This is a genomic window from Woronichinia naegeliana WA131, from assembly GCA_025370055.1.
Classification (GTDB): domain Bacteria; phylum Cyanobacteriota; class Cyanobacteriia; order Cyanobacteriales; family Microcystaceae; genus Woronichinia; species Woronichinia naegeliana.
Genome location: CP073041.1, coordinates 5,306,619 through 5,323,564, shown reverse-complemented (window position 1 = coordinate 5,323,564; position 16,946 = coordinate 5,306,619). Strand labels below are relative to the sequence as shown.

Genomic DNA, 16,946 nt, shown 5'->3' with positions numbered 1-16,946 from the left:
TCTTGAGATTAGGATAGCTCCTATCCTCCATTCCCAACATACAAGGTTGGGTAGCCATGGAAAGTTTCGGCAAGGCTAAACATCAATGGCTAAAAAAAATTTTGGAATTGCCGAATGGCATCCCCTCCGACGATACGTTTGCGCGTGTATTTGCTAGTCTGAATCCAGAGCAATTTCAAGACTGTTTTCTGCATTGGGTCAAAAGTATAGCGGAGGTAAGTGAAGGGGAAGTGATAGCGATTGACGGCAAAACCCTTCGCCACTCCTATGATAATGCCAACGGAAAGGGCGCAATTCAGATGGTAAGTGCATGGGCAACAGCAAATCGTCTAGTACTAGGACAGTGCAAAGTGGAAAGCAAATCGAATGAAATCACGGCGATTCCTAAACTCCTGAAAATGCTAGAGGTCAAAGGTTGTATTGTAACGATTGATGCCATGGGAACTCAGACAAAGATTGCCCAACAGATAGTAGGGCGAGGGGGAGATTATGTTTTGGCATTGAAAGGCAATCAAGGTAATCTATGTGAGGATGTTGAACAATTATTTGCTCATGCTCAATCGGTTAATTTTGCGGGAATTAAGCATGATTTTCATCAAACAATAGACAAGGGACATGGACGGATTGAAATTCGCCGTTGCTGGACGATGGAACAAACAGAATTTTTGCTGGGTGCGGAGAAATGGGCAAAGTTGACGAGCATCTGTATGATTCAAGCGGAGAGACGATTGAAAGACAAAACAGAGTATGAGACTCGCCTAAGTACAGGACAAAAAATGTAGGGAGTCGAGAAAAAGAGAAAAATTGGGTAGAGAAGGATTAAGAACAAGATGACGAAGATGGTCAAAACCAAGACGAAAAAGACTCTGCGCTAGGCGACCATGTTTCTTGAGGGGAATGGGATGAAGATGATGAATTGCTAGACCAGTTTTGAGAGACCAAGCCAAAGCTAAAGTCAGTAAAGCCAAAAGCTTACGAAGACGCTTGGGGTCAGTAAAGTGAGTAGATTCCAAGCAAAAGCCACGAGTCTTAAAGATGCCAAAAAGGGTTTCAATGCCCCAACGCAGGGCATAATCGTGAATAAGACCTTGGGAATCGGGATGTCCAATGACGATGAGTAGAGAATTATCAGGCAAGCGAAGAGCCTCTACAGAAACAGGATATCCCCAAACCCGACAACTCCCTTGAAGACGTTGAGATTCACTCTTTTGCAAGATGGGCAAAAATGACTTTGGCGGCCAAAAGCTTGCCATTGTGCTCAATCTTGTCCGTAGCCCGAATTCTCAGACAGAAAGCCAGTAGCGGTTCGAGCAGAAGATAGCGAAGCCAAGCCTGACCAATAAACTCACGGTCGCCACATAAACAACGAATCAGGGCGGTGGGAAAAATCTTGAGCATCTCCTCGATAAAACGCATTCGTTCATCACTGTTAGAATTGCCCTTTTTCTTGCTAAGCATCCACCACAAGATGGGAATGGCTACTCCTTCATGGACAATGCCGACAGTGAGGATATTATAACCATGACTGCCAAACTCCCAGGTTGTGCGGTCAATACTTAATACCCAAGGTTGAGGGATATCCAGCCAACTGACTACAATACGGGCAATGTGATGGTAATCCAGCTCAAATCCTGAGAAAAAGCGTTGTAAGCGTTTGTAATGAGAATCCACCAATGCCCGACCTTCAAAACCCAGAGCCAATTCTTTAAGGTTAACCGTTTTCACTTTGAGGAGGGCGAGTAAGAACAAGGCTAGGAAGGAGAGTCTGGCACCATGCCATCCCAAATGGGGTTTTAGGGCTTGTTTCAATGCGTTATATTGGTTCATGGGTTTTCTTACATTACGTTCATCTTCCATGAAACCCCTTTCTCGTATACTTTTCAAGCCTTTTGTCCTGTACTTAGGAGACTCGCTACTATATCAGTAGCCTGCCGAGTAATGCTCAAAAATTATCCCAATCTGTTCGTAGTCATTGGTTGATAGAAAACTCTTTACATTGGGTTCTAGACTTGGCCTTCAATGAGGATGCTTGTCGCATTCGTAAGGATTTTGCTCCTGAGAATTTAGCCGTCTTACGCCATATCGCTCTTAACTTGCTCACAAAGGAAAATACTCTGAAACTTGGTATCAAGAATAAACGGCTACGCGCTGGTTGGGACGAGGACTATCTCCTTAAGGTTTTACTCGGATAAGCTGCGTTTGCCCTGACGTTGAGTCGGCACCAATGTAGGAAGATGGGGTTCCCTGCTCTAAATAGGGGGTAGTGTTCTGAATCTGTGGAAGCACATCTAAATAAGACATCCAAATTCAAAGCGATTGATAAATAATCCAAGGACAATATCGTGCATCACAATAGATTTGGAGAAACAAATCGTTTTTCTCGCTAATCTCTTTATTCGAGTTCTCAATGTCAAGTGCTTTCGTTCGATTTTTTGAGTATTATACTTACCCACCTCATGCAATGCTGGCTCAATATGTCGTTCGTAAGCCCCCCATCCATCTGTATAATATTGAGTAATACCAAAAGGTTCTAACAACTCTTTTAGCCTTAGAAATGCTTCGTCTTTGTGACCAGACAAAACATAAGCTAATATCTCACCTGTCTTATGAGCAATAGCGTGCCATAACCATCTTTGCTCTTTTTTGCTCTTCACAAAACCCCACATTTCGTCGAGTTCTGCTTCCACGTCATTCCATTGGCAGAGCGTTACAATACTCTGACTGGGTTCCAGTTCTGCTAGTTTTTTTTCGTTGACGAATACTAAACTAGACTCTTTTTTTTTAGTTCACTAATCACTGTTGATGGACTAATCCTCAGCACACGGGCTGTATCCCTTATGCCACTACCATTCATTGCCATTTCGGCAATCTTTTCCTTTACTTCTGGCAAATAACCTTTATAAGTATAGTTTAAGATAAATGTGCAACGCTTACATTCTGTATTACGACATCTGTAACGCTCTTTCCCCTCCCCAGAGGGGCCGTGTTTCACAATATCCGTACTTTGACAACTTGGGCAAACAATTGCTTTGAATAGCATGGCACACCAATTTTAAGATTTACATTTATTTATTATTACTCTTTTCCACAGGTTTAGAACACGACCAGACAGGTGAGATATTAGCTTATGTTTTGTCTGGTCACAAAGACGAAGCATTTCTAAGGCTAAAAGAGTTGTTAGAACCTTTTGGTATTACTCAATATTATACAGATGGATGGGGGGCTTACGAACGACATATTGAGCCAGCATTGCATGAGGTGGGTAAGTATAATACTCAAAAAATCGAACGAAAGCACTTGACATTGAGAACTCGAATAAAGAGATTAGCGAGAAAAACGATTTGTTTCTCCAAATCTATTGTGATGCACGATATTGTCCTTGGATTATTTATCAATCGCTTTGAATTTGGATGTCTTATTTAGATGTGCTTCCACAGATTCAGAACACTACCTAAATAGGGCTTGCTGAAAAAGTCAAAAAGCGAAAGAAATGTGGGTTAGGGAAGTATGGACTGAAAAAGCATAGATAACTTATCCTTATGGAAACAAATCAAAATACAGATTTTGTTTAATCTATTGTTCCTTTCTGTCTAAAAAGGTCAACACAAATCACTCCTCACAAAAGAGAGGAAAATTAACACCATTTTTCACAAGAAAAACGACTCTACAACTTTTTACTTTTTGTCTTCTGAAGTAGAGTAGAAAGATTCATTACCAAAAAGTTCATCGCAATTACCGTTTCCGAGGTCTCAGGTAGTTTGGCCATCACTCGACCAAGACTAAATTTCCTCTTTCCCTGTCCGAATTTACCCTCAATGGCATTACGCACTCTTTCATCTGAGCGTGCCTCTTTCTTTTTTTCTTTGCTCACCTCTTTCGGCGGTCTTCCCAATCGGGGACCACTCATTCTTATATCCCTTTCTTTACAATAAGCTCGATTCGCTTTTGTTCGATAGATTTTATTCACATGAACCGATTCCGGATAACATCCTGTTTCCCTTTTATATTCTTCTATTCGCGCTTGTAAATCTCCCGATTCGTTGTAATTATCCCAACTTAATTTGTCTAAGAAGACAAAGCCATTCACATTACTTGCCGATATTTTAGCTCCAAACTCTACTGCTTTTCCCGCTTTTCCACGCACTATTGGACGCACGTGAGGTTGGCTTACACTCACAATTCTGTTTTCTACTTTATTTGTCTTTTTTTCATACATTTCTAACTGTTGCTCATACACTTTTCCTATCGTTACAAGCTCTTCTTGCTCTTTTTTCGTTAGTTTTTCTAACTTTGCTCCCTCTTCTATCATTTTTTCTATATGAGACAAGTTTCTTTTTATATATCCTAGTTGTTTTTTTGTTCCTTTTCTTCTTTCTTTTTTTGACACACGACGTTTTTTTGCTATGGCTAAGTACTCTTTTCTTGCCACTTCCCTATAAGTCCTCGGCTTTTCTTTCCTTTTCTCTTTTATTTCTTCATACAGCTTATCTATTATTTTTTCTGTTTTTTCTCTGGCATCATTCAATATTCCTATATCCGTTGGATATTTTATATCTGCTGGTGTACAAGTCGCATCTAACAATAACTTTCCTTCATTTTCTTTTTTTTCTGACGCTACACCCGTCGCTTTTTTTCTATTTCTTTATTAATTTTATTTATTAATTCCATTCCTATTTTTTTACGAAAATGAACCATCATTGACGCATTAAATGCTTCTTTGCTACTATAGCTTTCCATTCCTATAAAGTACTGTAAATAAGGGTTCTCTTTTATTTGTTCTACTGTTTCTCTGTCACTTTTTCCTGAAATTTCTTTGATAATTAATGCTCCTAATGCCATTCTAAATGATTTGGCTGGGGCTCCTTTTTTTTCTGTGAAGTTTTTTGCATATTCTTCCTCATATTCTTCCCAGGGAATCATTTTTGACATTTCTATCCAACGATTTTCTTCGTCTAACTGCCCGCCGAACAGATTTTTCAAGTTTTCTGGTGTTTCAATTGAGTACTGTTGCTTTCGGTACATCTGCTTTCTCTCTTCTTAATGCAATGGTTTTGAGGCATTCTACCCTATTTTCGTGCATTCTAGCGGTTCTTAATTCGCCTACTATTTTTCTCCGTAAAGGTTTCAGCTTTTTTCAGCAAGCCCTAAGTAACCATGCTCAAGACCTATATTGTCCGATTAAGTCAAGAAGAACGTCAGACCCTAAAAGATTTGGTATCCATCGGCAAAGGAGCGGCTTACAAAATTAAGCACGCCAATATTCTGTTAAACATTGATGTGAATGGACAAGGATGGACGGATGAGGAAGCTGCCGCCGCCTTTAGTTGTCACCGTAACACAGTCGCCAATCTCAGGGAGCGATTGGTCAATGAAGGTGTGGAGTCAGCATTAAGCCGCAAGCCCCGCAAAACGCCGCCTCGTCAACCGATTATTGATGGAGAGGTAGAAGCAAAACTAATCGCCTTACGTTGTGGAGAACCGCCTGCTGGTCAAGCCCGTTGGACATTGAGGTTACTAGCCGACAAGGCGGTCGAGTTAGAAATTGTGCCAGCAATTAGTCACGAAACCGTGCGTCAAGTGTTAAAAAAAACGAACTAAAACCTCATCTGCGACAGATGTACGTGATTCCACCAGAAAAGAGTGCCGAATTTGTGTCTAACATGGAAGATGTTCTAGAAATTTATCACCGACCCTATGACCCCAATTGTCCAGTGATTTGCATGGATGAGCAACCTATACAATTGGTCAAAGAAACCCGCCTTCCTCTACCAGCCAAACCTGGACAGCCAGAGGCGCATGATTACGAATATGAACGCAATGGAACAGCCAATATCTTTATGTTTACAGAACCCTTGTCTGGGTGGCGAAAGACAGTTGTCAGTGAACGTAGAACATCGGTTGACTGGGCAACAGAAATTAAGAATTTACTCGATAACGACTATGCTGATAACGACAAAGTCATTTTAGTATGTGATCAGCTAAATACTCACAAACTTGCCTCACTATATGAAGCATTTGAGCAGGGCGAACGCATCTAAAAATGATACAGATACAAGAACATTATAGAGGGATGGATAAGGGAAAATAAGGGAAAGTGCATAGAAAACAAAAGCGATGAAACTCCGACCCAAATATAGACTGGTAGAACACTTTGCCGAAATAGATGACCCTCGCATCGAACGAACAAAACGGCATAAACTCATTGATATTCTAACGATTGCCATCTTAGCCGTCATTTGTGGAGCAGAAGGTTGGGTAGCCATGGAAAGTTTCGGCAAGGCTAAACATCAATGGCTAAAAAAAATTTTGGAATTGCCGAATGGCATCCCCTCCGACGATACGTTTGCGCGTGTATTTGCTAGTCTGAATCCAGAGCAATTTCAAGACTGTTTTCTGCATTGGGTCAAAAGTATAGCGGAGGTAAGTGAAGGAGAAGTGATAGCGATTGACGGCAAAACCCTTCGCCACTTCTATGACAATGCCAACGGAAAGGGCGCAATTCAGATGGTAAGTGCATGGGCAACAGCAAATCGTCTAGTACTAGGACAGTGCAAGGTGGAAAGCAAATCGAATGAAATCACGGCGATTCCTAAACTCCTGAAAATGCTAGAGGTCAAAGGTTGTATCGTAACGATTGATGCCATGGGAACTCAGACAAAGATTGCCCAACAGATAGTAGGGCGAGGGGGAGATTATGTTTTGGCATTGAAAGGCAATCAAGGTAATTTATGTGAGGATGTTGAACAATTATTTGCTCATGCTCAATCGGTTAATTTTGTGGGAATTAAGCATGATTTTCATCAAACAATAGACAAGGGACATGGACGGATTGAAATTCGCCGTTGCTGGACGATGGAACAAACAGAATTTTTGCTGGGTGGGGAGAAATGGGCAAAGTTGACGAGCATCTGTATGATTAAAGCGGAGAGACGATTGAAAGACAAAACAGAGTATGAGACTCGCTACTATATCAGTAGCCTGCCGAGTAATGCTCAAAAATTATCCCAATCTGTTCGTAGTCATTGGTTGATAGAAAACTCTTTACATTGGGTTCTAGACTTGGCCTTCAACGAGGATGCTTGTCGCATTCGTAAGGATTTTGCTCCTGAGAATTTAGCCGTCTTACGCCATATCGCTCTTAACTTGCTCACAAAGGAAAATACTCTGAAACTTGGTATCAAGAATAAACGGCTACGCGCTGGTTGGGACGAGGACTATCTCCTTAAGGTTTTACTCGGATAAGATGCGTTTGCCCTGAGCATTTGAGCCTTCCACGGCTCGTCGTCTAGTCGAACGGTTGGAAATTCACCATACCCCAAAACATGGCAGTTGGCTTAATATTGCTGAAAACGAGCTGTCCGCAATGACTCGGCAATGCCTAGCTCGTCGAATTCCAGATCGGGAAACTTTAGAGCAAGAAACAACGGCTTGGTACACTCAGCGCAATCATTCCCAAAAGTCGGTAGATTGGCAATTCACGACGGCTGAGGCTCGTATCCGTCTCAAGCGTCTTTATCCACAAATAGAAAATTGACAGACCACTAGTCTGCTTTTGCCTAAATTCCTTGCCGCTAAACTTGACCCTTTTCCAAGTCCTGATAGAATTACTTTGGCCGCATAGTCATTACCTTCTCTGCCATCCATAAACTTCCCACTGTCCAGTTCCTATATCCGTTGGATATTTTATATCTGCTGGTGTACAAGTCGCATCTAACAATAACTTTCCTTCATTTTCTTTTTTTCTGACGCTACACCCGTCGCTTTTTTTTCTATTTCTTTATTAATTTTATTTAGGGCTTGCTGAAAAAAGCTGAGACCTTTACGGAGAAAAATAGTAGGCGAATTAAGAACCGCTAGAATGCACGAAAATAGGGTAGAATGCCTCAAAACCATTGCATTAAGAAGAGAGAAAGCAGATGTACCGAAAGCAACAGTACTCAATTGAAACACCAGAAAACTTGAAAAATCTGTTCGGCGGGCAGTTAGACGAAGAAAATCGTTGGATAGAAATGTCAAAAATGATTCCCTGGGAAGAATATGAGGAAGAATATGCAAAAAACTTCACAGAAAAAAAAGGAGCCCCAGCCAAATCATTTAGAATGGCATTAGGAGCATTAATTATCAAAGAAATTTCAGGAAAAAGTGACAGAGAAACAGTAGAACAAATAAAAGAGAACCCTTATTTACAGTACTTTATAGGAATGGAAAGCTATAGTAGCAAAGAAGCATTTAATGCGTCAATGATGGTTCATTTTCGTAAAAAAATAGGAATGGAATTAATAAATAAAATTAATAAAGAAATAGAAAAAAAAGCGACGGGTGTAGCGTCAGAAAAAAAAGAAAATGAAGGAAAGTTATTGTTAGATGCGACTTGTACACCAGCAGATATAAAATATCCAACGGATATAGGAATATTGAATGATGCCAGAGAAAAAACAGAAAAAATAATAGATAAGCTGTATGAAGAAATAAAAGAGAAAAGGAAAGAAAAGCCGAGGACTTATAGGGAAGTGGCAAGAAAAGAGTACTTAGCCATAGCAAAAAAACGTCGTGTGTCAAAAAAAGAAAGAAGAAAAGGAACAAAAAAACAACTAGGATATATAAAAAGAAACTTGTCTCATATAGAAAAAATGATAGAAGAGGGAGCAAAGTTAGAAAAACTAACGAAAAAAGAGCAAGAAGAGCTTGTAACGATAGGAAAAGTGTATGAGCAACAGTTAGAAATGTATGAAAAAAAGACAAATAAAGTAGAAAACAGAATTGTGAGTGTAAGCCAACCTCACGTGCGTCCAATAGTGCGTGGAAAAGCGGGAAAAGCAGTAGAGTTTGGAGCTAAAATATCGGCAAGTAATGTGAATGGCTTTGTCTTCTTAGACAAATTAAGTTGGGATAATTACAACGAATCGGGAGATTTACAAGCGCGAATAGAAGAATATAAAAGGGAAACAGGATGTTATCCGGAATCGGTTCATGTGGATAAAATCTATCGAACAAAAGCGAATCGAGCTTATTGTAAAGAAAGGGATATAAGAATGAGTGGTCCCCGATTGGGAAGACCGCCGAAAGAGGTGAGCAAAGAAAAAAAGAAAGAGGCACGCTCAGATGAAAGAGTGCGTAATGCCATTGAGGGTAAATTCGGACAGGGAAAGAGGAAATTTAGTCTTGGTCGAGTGATGGCCAAACTACCTGAGACCTCGGAAACGGTAATTGCGATGAACTTTTTGGTAATGAATCTTTCTACTCTACTTCAGAAGACAAAAAGTAAAAAGTTGTAGAGTCGTTTTTCTTGTGAAAAATGGTGTTAATTTTCCTCTCTTTTGTGAGGAGTGATTTGTGTTGACCTTTTTAGACAGAAAGGAACAATAGATTAAACAAAATCTGTATTTTGATTTGTTTCCATAAGGATAAGTTATCTATGCTTTTTCAGTCCATACTTCCCTAACCCACATTTCTTTCGTTTTTTGACTTTTTCAGCAAGCCCTATTTATTAATTCCATTCCTATTTTTTTACGAAAATGAACCATCATTGACGCATTAAATGCTTCTTTGCTACTATAGCTTTCCATTCCTATAAAGTACTGTAAATAAGGGTTCTCTTTTATTTGTTCTACTGTTTCTCTGTCACTTTTTCCTGAAATTTCTTTGATAATTAATGCTCCTAATGCCATTCTAAATGATTTGGCTGGGGCTCCTTTTTTTTCTGTGAAGTTTTTTGCATATTCTTCCTCATATTCTTCCCAGGGAATCATTTTTGACATTTCTATCCAACGATTTTCTTCATCTAACTGCCCGCCGAACAGATTTTTCAAGTTTTCTGGTGTTTCAATTGAGTACATCTGCTTTCGGTACATCTGCTTTCGGTACATCTGCTTTCTCTCTTCTTAATGCAATGGTTTTGAGGCATTCCACCCTATTTTCGTGCATTCTAGCGGTTCTTAATTCGCCTACTATTTTTCTCCGTAAGGGTTTCAGCTTTTTTCAGCAAGCCCTAAATAAACTTGCTTGGTTATCTCTGTTGGTACAAAGGGATGACCATAAAGATAGGCTTGCAAGTCCAGTTCAAAGATCTGTTCTTCCGTCATTATCCTTCATTCATAAATTTTGTTAACAGCAATTCTAAATTTGCACTGTAGCAAGGGTTTCAGATTTTAGTTCGCGTAATACGGGGGAAAATTCAACGGGATTAACAAGTTCATTTTACGAGTCTTCAAGCTTTTAGGCACAATAGTACGCCTAGGATTGCCCCAAAAACCCCTTTAAAATGTTCTTTAAATCCCTAAAAGGCTTGCTGTGTCTAAAACTGAGAATTGCTGGCAAGATTGGGCAATTAAGCAAGCCCGAAACGTGGTGGCATCTAACGATATCGTGGTGTATGAAGATTTAAAGGTGTCGAACCTGGTCAAGAATCATTACTTTGGCTAAATCAATTTCTGATGCTAGTTGGTATCAATTCACCCTGTGGTTAGACTACTACGGGAAAATCTGGGACAAAGCAGTGGTGGCGGTTTCGCCCAACTACACTTCTCAGGACTGCTCTAATTGTGGTCATCGGGCGAAAAAGTCATTGAGTACCAGAACTCATTCTTGTCCCAATTGTGGAATAGAAATTTGTCGTGATACAAATGCGGCAATTAACATCCTTAAAAAGGGAATGGGAATTCTGGGAAGGTCATGGCAAAACAGTACCTTTGGGCAAAAGGAATCTGCCTCGGAAGAGGGAAAGCATAGGGAGAGAACCACCTCTATCATTGAAGGGAAACCAACAATAGTAAGTGGATCTCTGTGAACTATGAATAAGAATTCCCCGTCGTTCACGCGGGGGAGTATGTCAACGCTTAATGCTTGTTTACTTGCCAGTTTTTAAGATAGAATGGAAACCTCCGTACCAATAAAATTCTGTTGAACCTCTGAGGTATAAATGGCAGCCAGTACTAGTACCAGTAATTCGGATAGAGATAAAACCCTTAATGCCGTTTTAACGCAAATTGAGCGGAGTTTTGGCAAGGGCGCGATCATGCGTTTGGGTGATGCGGTTCAGATGCGAGTGGAAACCGTCTCTAGCGGGGCTTTAACCCTGGATTTAGCCTTAGGTGGTGGTCTGCCTAAGGGAAGGATCATTGAAATTTATGGGCCAGAAAGTTCAGGAAAAACCACCCTCGCCCTCCATGCGATCGCCGAAGTTCAAAAAGCAGGGGGAGTAGCAGCCTTTGTGGATGCAGAACACGCACTCGACCCGACCTACGCAGATGCTGTGGGAGTCGATATTCAGAATTTGTTGGTTTCCCAACCCGATACGGGGGAATCAGCCCTGGAAATTGTGGATCAATTAGTTCGTTCTTCGGTCGTGGACGTGATTGTGGTGGACTCTGTCGCGGCTTTAGTACCCAGGGCAGAAATTGAAGGGGAAATGGGAGATACCCAGGTCGGACTCCAGGCTCGGTTAATGAGTAAGGCCCTGCGTAAAATTGCCGGTAACGTAGGACGTTCGGGTTGCTTGGTCGTCTTTCTTAACCAATTACGTCAAAAGATTGGGGTCAGCTACGGCAGTCCAGAAGTAACGACTGGGGGAACGGCTCTCAAATTTTATGCTTCTGTCCGTTTAGATATTCGACGCATTCAAACCCTTAAAAAAGGGAGTGAAGGAGAATACGGTATTCGTGCCAAGGTTAAGGTTGCGAAAAATAAGGTCGCTCCTCCCTTTCGGATTGCAGAATTTGATATTCTCTTTGGTTCGGGTATCTCCCAGGTGGGCTGCATTATTGATCTGGCTGAACAAAGTGGGGTAATTACTCGTAAAGGGGCTTGGTATAGTTACAATGGCGAAAATATTGCTCAGGGTCGGGACAATGCCATGAAATATCTAGAGGAACATCCAGAGACGGCAACAACGGTCGAGCAACAAGTTCGAGAAAAGCTGGAAATTGGGTCTTTAGTGTTACCGATAGAATCGGGGGATGCTGGGGAGACAGAAGAAACCTTTGGAGAAGATTAAGATAATTGTCCCGAGTTTAGCTCTAAATAAAGTGGGCTAAGCTGTTAATCATCTCAAACGCATGCAGGCAAGGGGCTTAAGCCCCTTGTTAAAAGACTTCTAACAAAATCATTATGCAATCTAAATGCGTGACGGCTTATTGATTAGGCAAAAATTCTTAAACCTTCTCATTTTTCTAGATAGGGAGACAAGGTTTATTCGATCGCCAATTCAGGGATATTTGCTAACGGAGGCATTGCTAATAGTGGCACAATGCAGGGCAGACCAGCACCAGGGTAATCGCATCTTAAGGTATCGTGAGAGGGAATTCCCTTTGGTAACTCTAGAAACATTTCTAGCCATTCTCGTTTGGCTTTGCCATAGGCTTCAATTGCTACGAAGCCATCTGCCCCTGACAATACTGCCAATATTCCTATGGTGACAATTGCTGTTAAGTTATGGTCTTGCCTTCTCCCTGTTCTCGGTTCTTTTAGGCACTGAAAATGTTTCAGTATGCTTCTTTTGATAATTTTGACTTCTTTTTCTTGTTGTGGGGTTAGAACTCTTGCGCCGAAGCCTTTTGCCATCTTTGACCTCACTCACTTACTTTTTTTAAATAATAGCCTTTTCTTCTCTTAGATGACTGCTTCTTTTTTACACTATATTTCTCTCTTTTTGTCTGTATTTTTTGTAACAAATAAGATGCGATTACCCTGCGTTTAGTCTCGGTTGAACTAGAAACTAAATATGTTCAAGTTCAAACTTTAGATATTCCTCAAGATGGCTTAATTGTTTATCTCAAACAAGTGGGACGAGTCAAGGTATTTAGAACGGTTCTCAAAAACGAAATTCGTTACTACGTGATGTTCGTCCCCAATTTAGATAAACTGGACTCAATCACCTGGAGAGAATTCCAGAAAATTCATGACCAACATTGGGGAATTGAGGAGTATCATCACGCCTTAAAACAAGTGTGTAATATTGAGAGGTTTCAAGTGAGAGAAAGTCGGGCGATAAGGACTCATATCTTTTGTGCCATTCGCTGCTTTGTTCAGTTAGAATGCCTCCGATTTAAAGGGCAAATTATCAATTGGTATTCCTTGCAGAGAAATTTATTTACTGAGGTCATCCGCTCTTTTATTGTTAATAATTTAGAGTCTAACTGCCTTGACCTCAATAACTGGGAAGGAATAGTCTGAAGCTCAAACACACATTATGGAAATCCTGTCAATGCGTAAGTTCTGAAACCCAGGGCGAACGCATCTAAAAATGATACAGATACAAGAACATTATAGAGGGATGGATAAGGGAAAATAAGGGAAAGTGCATAGAAAACAAAAGCGATGAAACTCCGACCCAAATATAGACTGGTAGAACACTTTGCCGAAATAGATGACCCTCGCATCGAACGAACAAAACGGCATAAACTCATTGATATTCTAACGATTGCCATCTTAGCCGTCATTTGTGGAGCAGAAGGTTGGGTAGCCATGGAAAGTTTCGGCAAGGCTAAACATCAATGGCTAAAAAAAATTTTGGAATTGCCGAATGGCATCCCCTCCGACGATACGTTTGCGCGTGTATTTGCTAGTCTGAATCCAGAGCAATTTCAAGACTGTTTTCTGCATTGGGTCAAAAGTATAGCGGAGGTAAGTGAAGGAGAAGTGATAGCGATTGACGGCAAAACCCTTCGCCACTCCTATGACAATGCCAACGGAAAGGGCGCAATTCAGATGGTAAGTGCATGGGCAACAGCAAATCGTCTAGTACTAGGACAGTGCAAGGTGGAAAGCAAATCGAATGAAATCACGGCGATTCCTAAACTCCTGAAAATGCTAGAGGTCAAAGGTTGTATCGTAACGATTGATGCCATGGGAACTCAGACAAAGATTGCCCAACAGATAGTAGGGCGAGGGGGAGATTATGTTTTGGCATTGAAAGGCAATCAAGGTAATTTATGTGAGGATGTTGAACAATTATTTGCTCATGCTCAATCGGTTAATTTTGTGGGAATTAAGCATGATTTTCATCAAACAATAGACAAGGGACATGGACGGATTGAAATTCGCCGTTGCTGGACGATGGAACAAACAGAATTTTTGCTGGGTGGGGAGAAATGGGCAAAGTTGACGAGCATCTGTATGATTAAAGCGGAGAGACGATTGAAAGACAAAACAGAGTATGAGACTCGCTACTATATCAGTAGCCTGCCGAGTAATGCTCAAAAATTATCCCAATCTGTTCGTAGTCATTGGTTGATAGAAAACTCTTTACATTGGGTTCTAGACTTGGCCTTCAACGAGGATGCTTGTCGCATTCGTAAGGATTTTGCTCCTGAGAATTTAGCCGTCTTACGCCATATCGCTCTTAACTTGCTCACAAAGGAAAATACTCTGAAACTTGGTATCAAGAATAAACGGCTACGCGCTGGTTGGGACGAGGACTATCTCCTTAAGGTTTTACTCGGATAAGATGCGTTTGCCCTGTTCTGAAACCAGCAATTCTAAATTTAAGGCGAGGTAAGGGTTGTAGAAAAAAAGGATAATGGGAAAGGACAACAAGGTAGCCAGAGAGGAAGAAAAGATGCAAGGAATAATCAGTATGACTGGTCTGATAGCGTACTTGGTAGCAAGTATAGAGAAAATGAAAGACCCTCGCCAACCCAGTCCAAATACAACCTACAGCCTAAAAGATGCGGTACTAGGTGGTTTCAGCCTGTTTCTAATGCAATGTGAATCATTCCTAGAACATCAAAGACAACTGCATAGTCGCAACGGTAGGGATAATCTTCAAACTCTATTCGGTGCCATCAAAATACCTAGTGACAATCAAATCCGCAATATCCTGGATAAAATCAAAGCCAATTCGTTATTTGTGGTGTTTAGTGACATTTATCAACTACTAAAGACCAGAGGAATATTGACTCGGTATGAGGTGTTAGACAAGCAATTACTAATTCCGCTAGATGGCACAGAGTATTTCTCCTCCCAAAATATCCACTGTGAGCAATGTTCCCATCGAACCCATAAAAACGGGACAGTGACTTACTTTCATTCGGCAATCTTACCGGTAATTGTCTCACCTCAGCAAAAAGCGGTGATTAGTCTTGACCCTGAATTTATTACTCCTCAAGATGGTCACGAGAAACAGGACTGTGAGGTAGCGGCGGCAAAACGTTGGCTCCACAGACATCGAGAATTCTTTGACCCGTTTAGCGTTACTATGATTGGGGGATGACCTCTATAGTCGTCAACCGATGTGCGAAGAGGCTCTTCAAAACCACTTTCACTATCTTTTTGTCTGTTTGCCTGAATCTCACCCTACTCTCTATGAGTTTTTGGACTATGCCGAGAAGATTGGGGAAGTTTACTCTTTCCATGAGCGTCGTCGTCATGGTCGCGATTGGCATGACTATCATTATCGTTGGACTTATCACTTGCCCCTAAGAGATGGTTCCGCCGCCCTCAATACTCATTGGTTTGAGGTCACTGTTACTCGCCGTTCTGATGGTCAGGTTCTCTTTCACAACGATTGGATTACCGACCATTTTTCCCAAGCCGATAACATTGTTGAGTTAGTCAGTGTCGCTCGCTCTCGTTGGAAAACCGAAAATGAGAACCATAATACTCTTAAGACTCAGGGCTACCATCTAGAACACAATTTTGGACATGGTGACCACCATCTTGCTACCTTTTTGCTCACCTTAAATTTACTGGCTTTCTTGTTTCACACCGTTTTACAGCTTTTAGATGAGTCCTACCAACGTATCCGACTACTTTTAGGGGCTCGAAGATGCTTTTTTTCCCATTTACGCACTCTTACTACCTATTTTGTCTTTGATAGGGTACTGGTATCGTGTGATCAAAGCTAGAAAAAGTTATGGTGTAAGAGTTTGAGAAAATAGAAAATAACTTACGACTGGACATATTCCCGTTTTTGTTATACTATTATTATTGTCATTATATTAAAGAAAGGGAAAACGGAAAGCAATGTCAACATTGAATAAAAGCTCAATTGACCTCCTAAGTGATATTGGCTTACCTCAAGAGAAAGAGGAAGCCTTATTTCAGAAAAACTGCCCTCATTGCTATAGTGAAAAAGTAAAAATACATTCTCATTACCAAACGAAAGGTAACGGGGAACGTAAAATGTTCATCTGTCAAGAATGTGGTTCTTGTTTTGCTGAGACTTATGGTAGCGTAATCGCTGGCTTAGAAACCCCATTAAGTGAAATTGTAAAAGTATTAAAAGCCAGAATGGAAGGAATAGGATTAAATGCAGCAGCCCGAGTATTCGGCTACGCAAAAACAACAATATTGAATTGGGAAAAGAAATTATCAGGATTACAAGAGACATTATTTTTATACGCCTTAGTGAATGAATTTGTTAAATTAGTAATAGAAGGGGATGAACTATACACAAAAGTTGGAAAAAATAAAGAAGCAAGTGCCTCTGAGGGGTGGACAATCGTGCTCATGGACAGGGCTAGCCGCTTTATTTGGCATTTAAAATGTGGTAAAAAAGAGCAGAAATTATTTCTAGAAGCAATGATGACGGTAGCGGAATTATTTGAAAGGAGTGCAGAATCTCTCCAGTTATTTACAGATGGAGAAAAGCGATATAGTCAACTGCTATTTAATATTTGTCACGAAGTATTAAGGACTGGGAAGCGAGGTCGTCCCACCAAAGTATTACCGAAGGGTATGGTGGTAAGATTAAAAAATAAGAGTAGTAAACGTCGAGATTCTGAGGGTAAACTAGAGAAAGTAGAAACTCCGAAAACTGAACATCCTGAGACAACAGAAAAACCAGAAGACAAGGATGTTCATGCCAACCACGTTGAGGCATTTAATAGTTCTCTACGACGCTATTTAGGGCTTGCTGAAAAAAGCTGAAACCTTTACGGAGAAAAATAGTAGGCGAATTAAGAACCGCTAGAATGCACGAAAATAGGGTAGAATGCCTCAAAACCATT

The 16,946-nt window shown here is 40.8% G+C and carries 12 protein-coding genes and 7 pseudogenes; 14 read left to right on the top strand and 5 right to left on the bottom strand.

Features of this window, described 5'->3' with window-relative positions:
* The first annotated feature begins 56 nt into the window (after positions 1–56).
* Positions 57–782, top strand: coding sequence for an ISAs1 family transposase (locus KA717_26740; GenBank protein ID UXE59403.1), 726 nt, complete (start codon positions 57–59; stop codon positions 780–782).
* Here KA717_26740 and KA717_26735 read toward each other — a convergent pair.
* Positions 759–1,827, bottom strand: a pseudogene (locus KA717_26735) (IS4 family transposase). The gene KA717_26740 and the pseudogene KA717_26735 sit on opposite strands and share 24 nt — an antisense overlap.
* 71 nt (positions 1,828–1,898) lie before the next feature.
* Here KA717_26735 and KA717_26730 point away from each other — a divergent pair.
* A pseudogene (locus KA717_26730) lies at positions 1,899–2,192 on the top strand (ISAs1 family transposase).
* Between the two features lie 96 nt (positions 2,193–2,288).
* On the opposite strand, the pseudogene KA717_26725 reads toward KA717_26730, so the two are convergent.
* Positions 2,289–3,040: pseudogene (locus KA717_26725) on the bottom strand (IS1 family transposase).
* Positions 3,041–3,132: 92 nt separating this feature from the next.
* Here KA717_26725 and KA717_26720 point away from each other — a divergent pair.
* Complete coding sequence (locus tag KA717_26720; protein UXE59402.1) at positions 3,133–3,423, top strand: IS1 family transposase; 291 nt, start codon at positions 3,133–3,135, stop codon at positions 3,421–3,423.
* 262 nt (positions 3,424–3,685) lie between these two features.
* Here KA717_26720 and KA717_26715 read toward each other — a convergent pair.
* A pseudogene (locus tag KA717_26715) lies at positions 3,686–5,022 on the bottom strand (IS5 family transposase).
* A 132-nt stretch (positions 5,023–5,154) separates the two neighbouring features.
* Here KA717_26715 and KA717_26710 point away from each other — a divergent pair.
* The 5 genes and pseudogenes from KA717_26710 to KA717_26690 all read left to right on the top strand — a co-directional run bounded on the left by KA717_26710 (position 5,155) and on the right by KA717_26690 (position 9,254).
* Positions 5,155–5,598, top strand: coding sequence for a helix-turn-helix domain-containing protein (locus KA717_26710; protein UXE59401.1), 444 nt, complete (start codon positions 5,155–5,157; stop codon positions 5,596–5,598).
* A 17-nt stretch (positions 5,599–5,615) separates the two neighbouring features.
* Positions 5,616–6,038 carry a transposase gene (locus KA717_26705; GenBank protein UXE59400.1) on the top strand — a complete coding sequence of 141 codons (423 nt, stop codon included), beginning with the start codon at positions 5,616–5,618 and terminating at the stop codon, positions 6,036–6,038.
* A 76-nt stretch (positions 6,039–6,114) separates the two neighbouring features.
* Positions 6,115–7,242 carry an ISAs1 family transposase gene (locus tag KA717_26700; GenBank protein UXE59399.1) on the top strand — a complete coding sequence of 376 codons (1,128 nt, stop codon included), beginning with the start codon at positions 6,115–6,117 and terminating at the stop codon, positions 7,240–7,242.
* Between the two features lie 16 nt (positions 7,243–7,258).
* Positions 7,259–7,534: pseudogene (locus tag KA717_26695) on the top strand (transposase).
* Between the two features lie 382 nt (positions 7,535–7,916).
* Positions 7,917–9,254 (top strand): annotated as a pseudogene (locus KA717_26690) (IS5 family transposase).
* Between the two features lie 225 nt (positions 9,255–9,479).
* Here KA717_26690 and KA717_26685 read toward each other — a convergent pair.
* Positions 9,480–9,851, bottom strand: a pseudogene (locus KA717_26685) (transposase).
* 563 nt (positions 9,852–10,414) lie between these two features.
* Between KA717_26685 and KA717_26680 the strand changes: the two are divergent.
* Together KA717_26680 and recA are read left to right on the top strand one after the other, a co-directional pair.
* Entirely contained in the window at positions 10,415–10,786 is a 372-nt protein-coding gene (locus KA717_26680) for a transposase (protein UXE59398.1), read from the top strand.
* A 132-nt stretch (positions 10,787–10,918) separates the two neighbouring features.
* On the top strand, positions 10,919–11,992 hold the full coding sequence (recA, locus tag KA717_26675) for a recombinase RecA (protein UXE59397.1): 1,074 nt from the start codon (positions 10,919–10,921) through the stop codon (positions 11,990–11,992).
* Positions 11,993–12,186: 194 nt separating this feature from the next.
* Here recA and KA717_26670 read toward each other — a convergent pair whose 3' ends face one another.
* Entirely contained in the window at positions 12,187–12,558 is a 372-nt protein-coding gene (locus KA717_26670) for a transposase family protein (GenBank protein ID UXE59396.1), read from the bottom strand.
* Positions 12,559–13,314: 756 nt separating this feature from the next.
* On the opposite strand from KA717_26670, the gene KA717_26665 reads away from it, so the two are divergent.
* The 4 genes from KA717_26665 (at position 13,315) to KA717_26650 (ending at position 16,866) form a co-directional block, all read left to right on the top strand.
* The gene (locus KA717_26665) at positions 13,315–14,442 is read left to right on the top strand and encodes an ISAs1 family transposase (GenBank protein UXE59395.1); all 1,128 of its coding nucleotides are present in this window, start codon (positions 13,315–13,317) and stop codon (positions 14,440–14,442) included.
* A 73-nt stretch (positions 14,443–14,515) separates the two neighbouring features.
* Entirely contained in the window at positions 14,516–15,208 is a 693-nt protein-coding gene (locus KA717_26660) for a hypothetical protein (GenBank protein ID UXE59394.1), read from the top strand.
* Complete coding sequence (locus KA717_26655) at positions 15,198–15,842, top strand: hypothetical protein (protein ID UXE59393.1); 645 nt, start codon at positions 15,198–15,200, stop codon at positions 15,840–15,842. Before KA717_26660 ends, KA717_26655 begins: the two co-directional genes overlap by 11 nt.
* Before the next feature lie 118 nt (positions 15,843–15,960).
* On the top strand, positions 15,961–16,866 hold the full coding sequence (locus KA717_26650) for an IS1 family transposase (GenBank protein UXE59392.1): 906 nt from the start codon (positions 15,961–15,963) through the stop codon (positions 16,864–16,866).
* Positions 16,867–16,946 lie beyond the last annotated feature (80 nt).

Excerpts from the sequence above, each read along its gene's own strand:
- KA717_26740 (UXE59403.1), top strand. The coding sequence starts at position 57 with ATGGAAAGTTTCGGCAAGGCTAAACATCAATGGCTAAAAAAAATTTTG.
- KA717_26700 (UXE59399.1), top strand. The coding sequence starts at position 6,115 with ATGAAACTCCGACCCAAATATAGACTGGTAGAACACTTTGCCGAAATA.
- KA717_26670 (UXE59396.1), bottom strand. The coding sequence starts at position 12,558 with ATGGCAAAAGGCTTCGGCGCAAGAGTTCTAACCCCACAACAAGAAAAA.
- KA717_26660 (UXE59394.1), top strand. The coding sequence starts at position 14,516 with ATGGGAAAGGACAACAAGGTAGCCAGAGAGGAAGAAAAGATGCAAGGA.
- KA717_26650 (UXE59392.1), top strand. The coding sequence starts at position 15,961 with ATGTCAACATTGAATAAAAGCTCAATTGACCTCCTAAGTGATATTGGC.
- recA (UXE59397.1), top strand. The coding sequence starts at position 10,919 with ATGGCAGCCAGTACTAGTACCAGTAATTCGGATAGAGATAAAACCCTT.
- KA717_26705 (UXE59400.1), top strand. The coding sequence starts at position 5,616 with ATGTACGTGATTCCACCAGAAAAGAGTGCCGAATTTGTGTCTAACATG.
- KA717_26665 (UXE59395.1), top strand. The coding sequence starts at position 13,315 with ATGAAACTCCGACCCAAATATAGACTGGTAGAACACTTTGCCGAAATA.
- KA717_26710 (UXE59401.1), top strand. The coding sequence starts at position 5,155 with ATGCTCAAGACCTATATTGTCCGATTAAGTCAAGAAGAACGTCAGACC.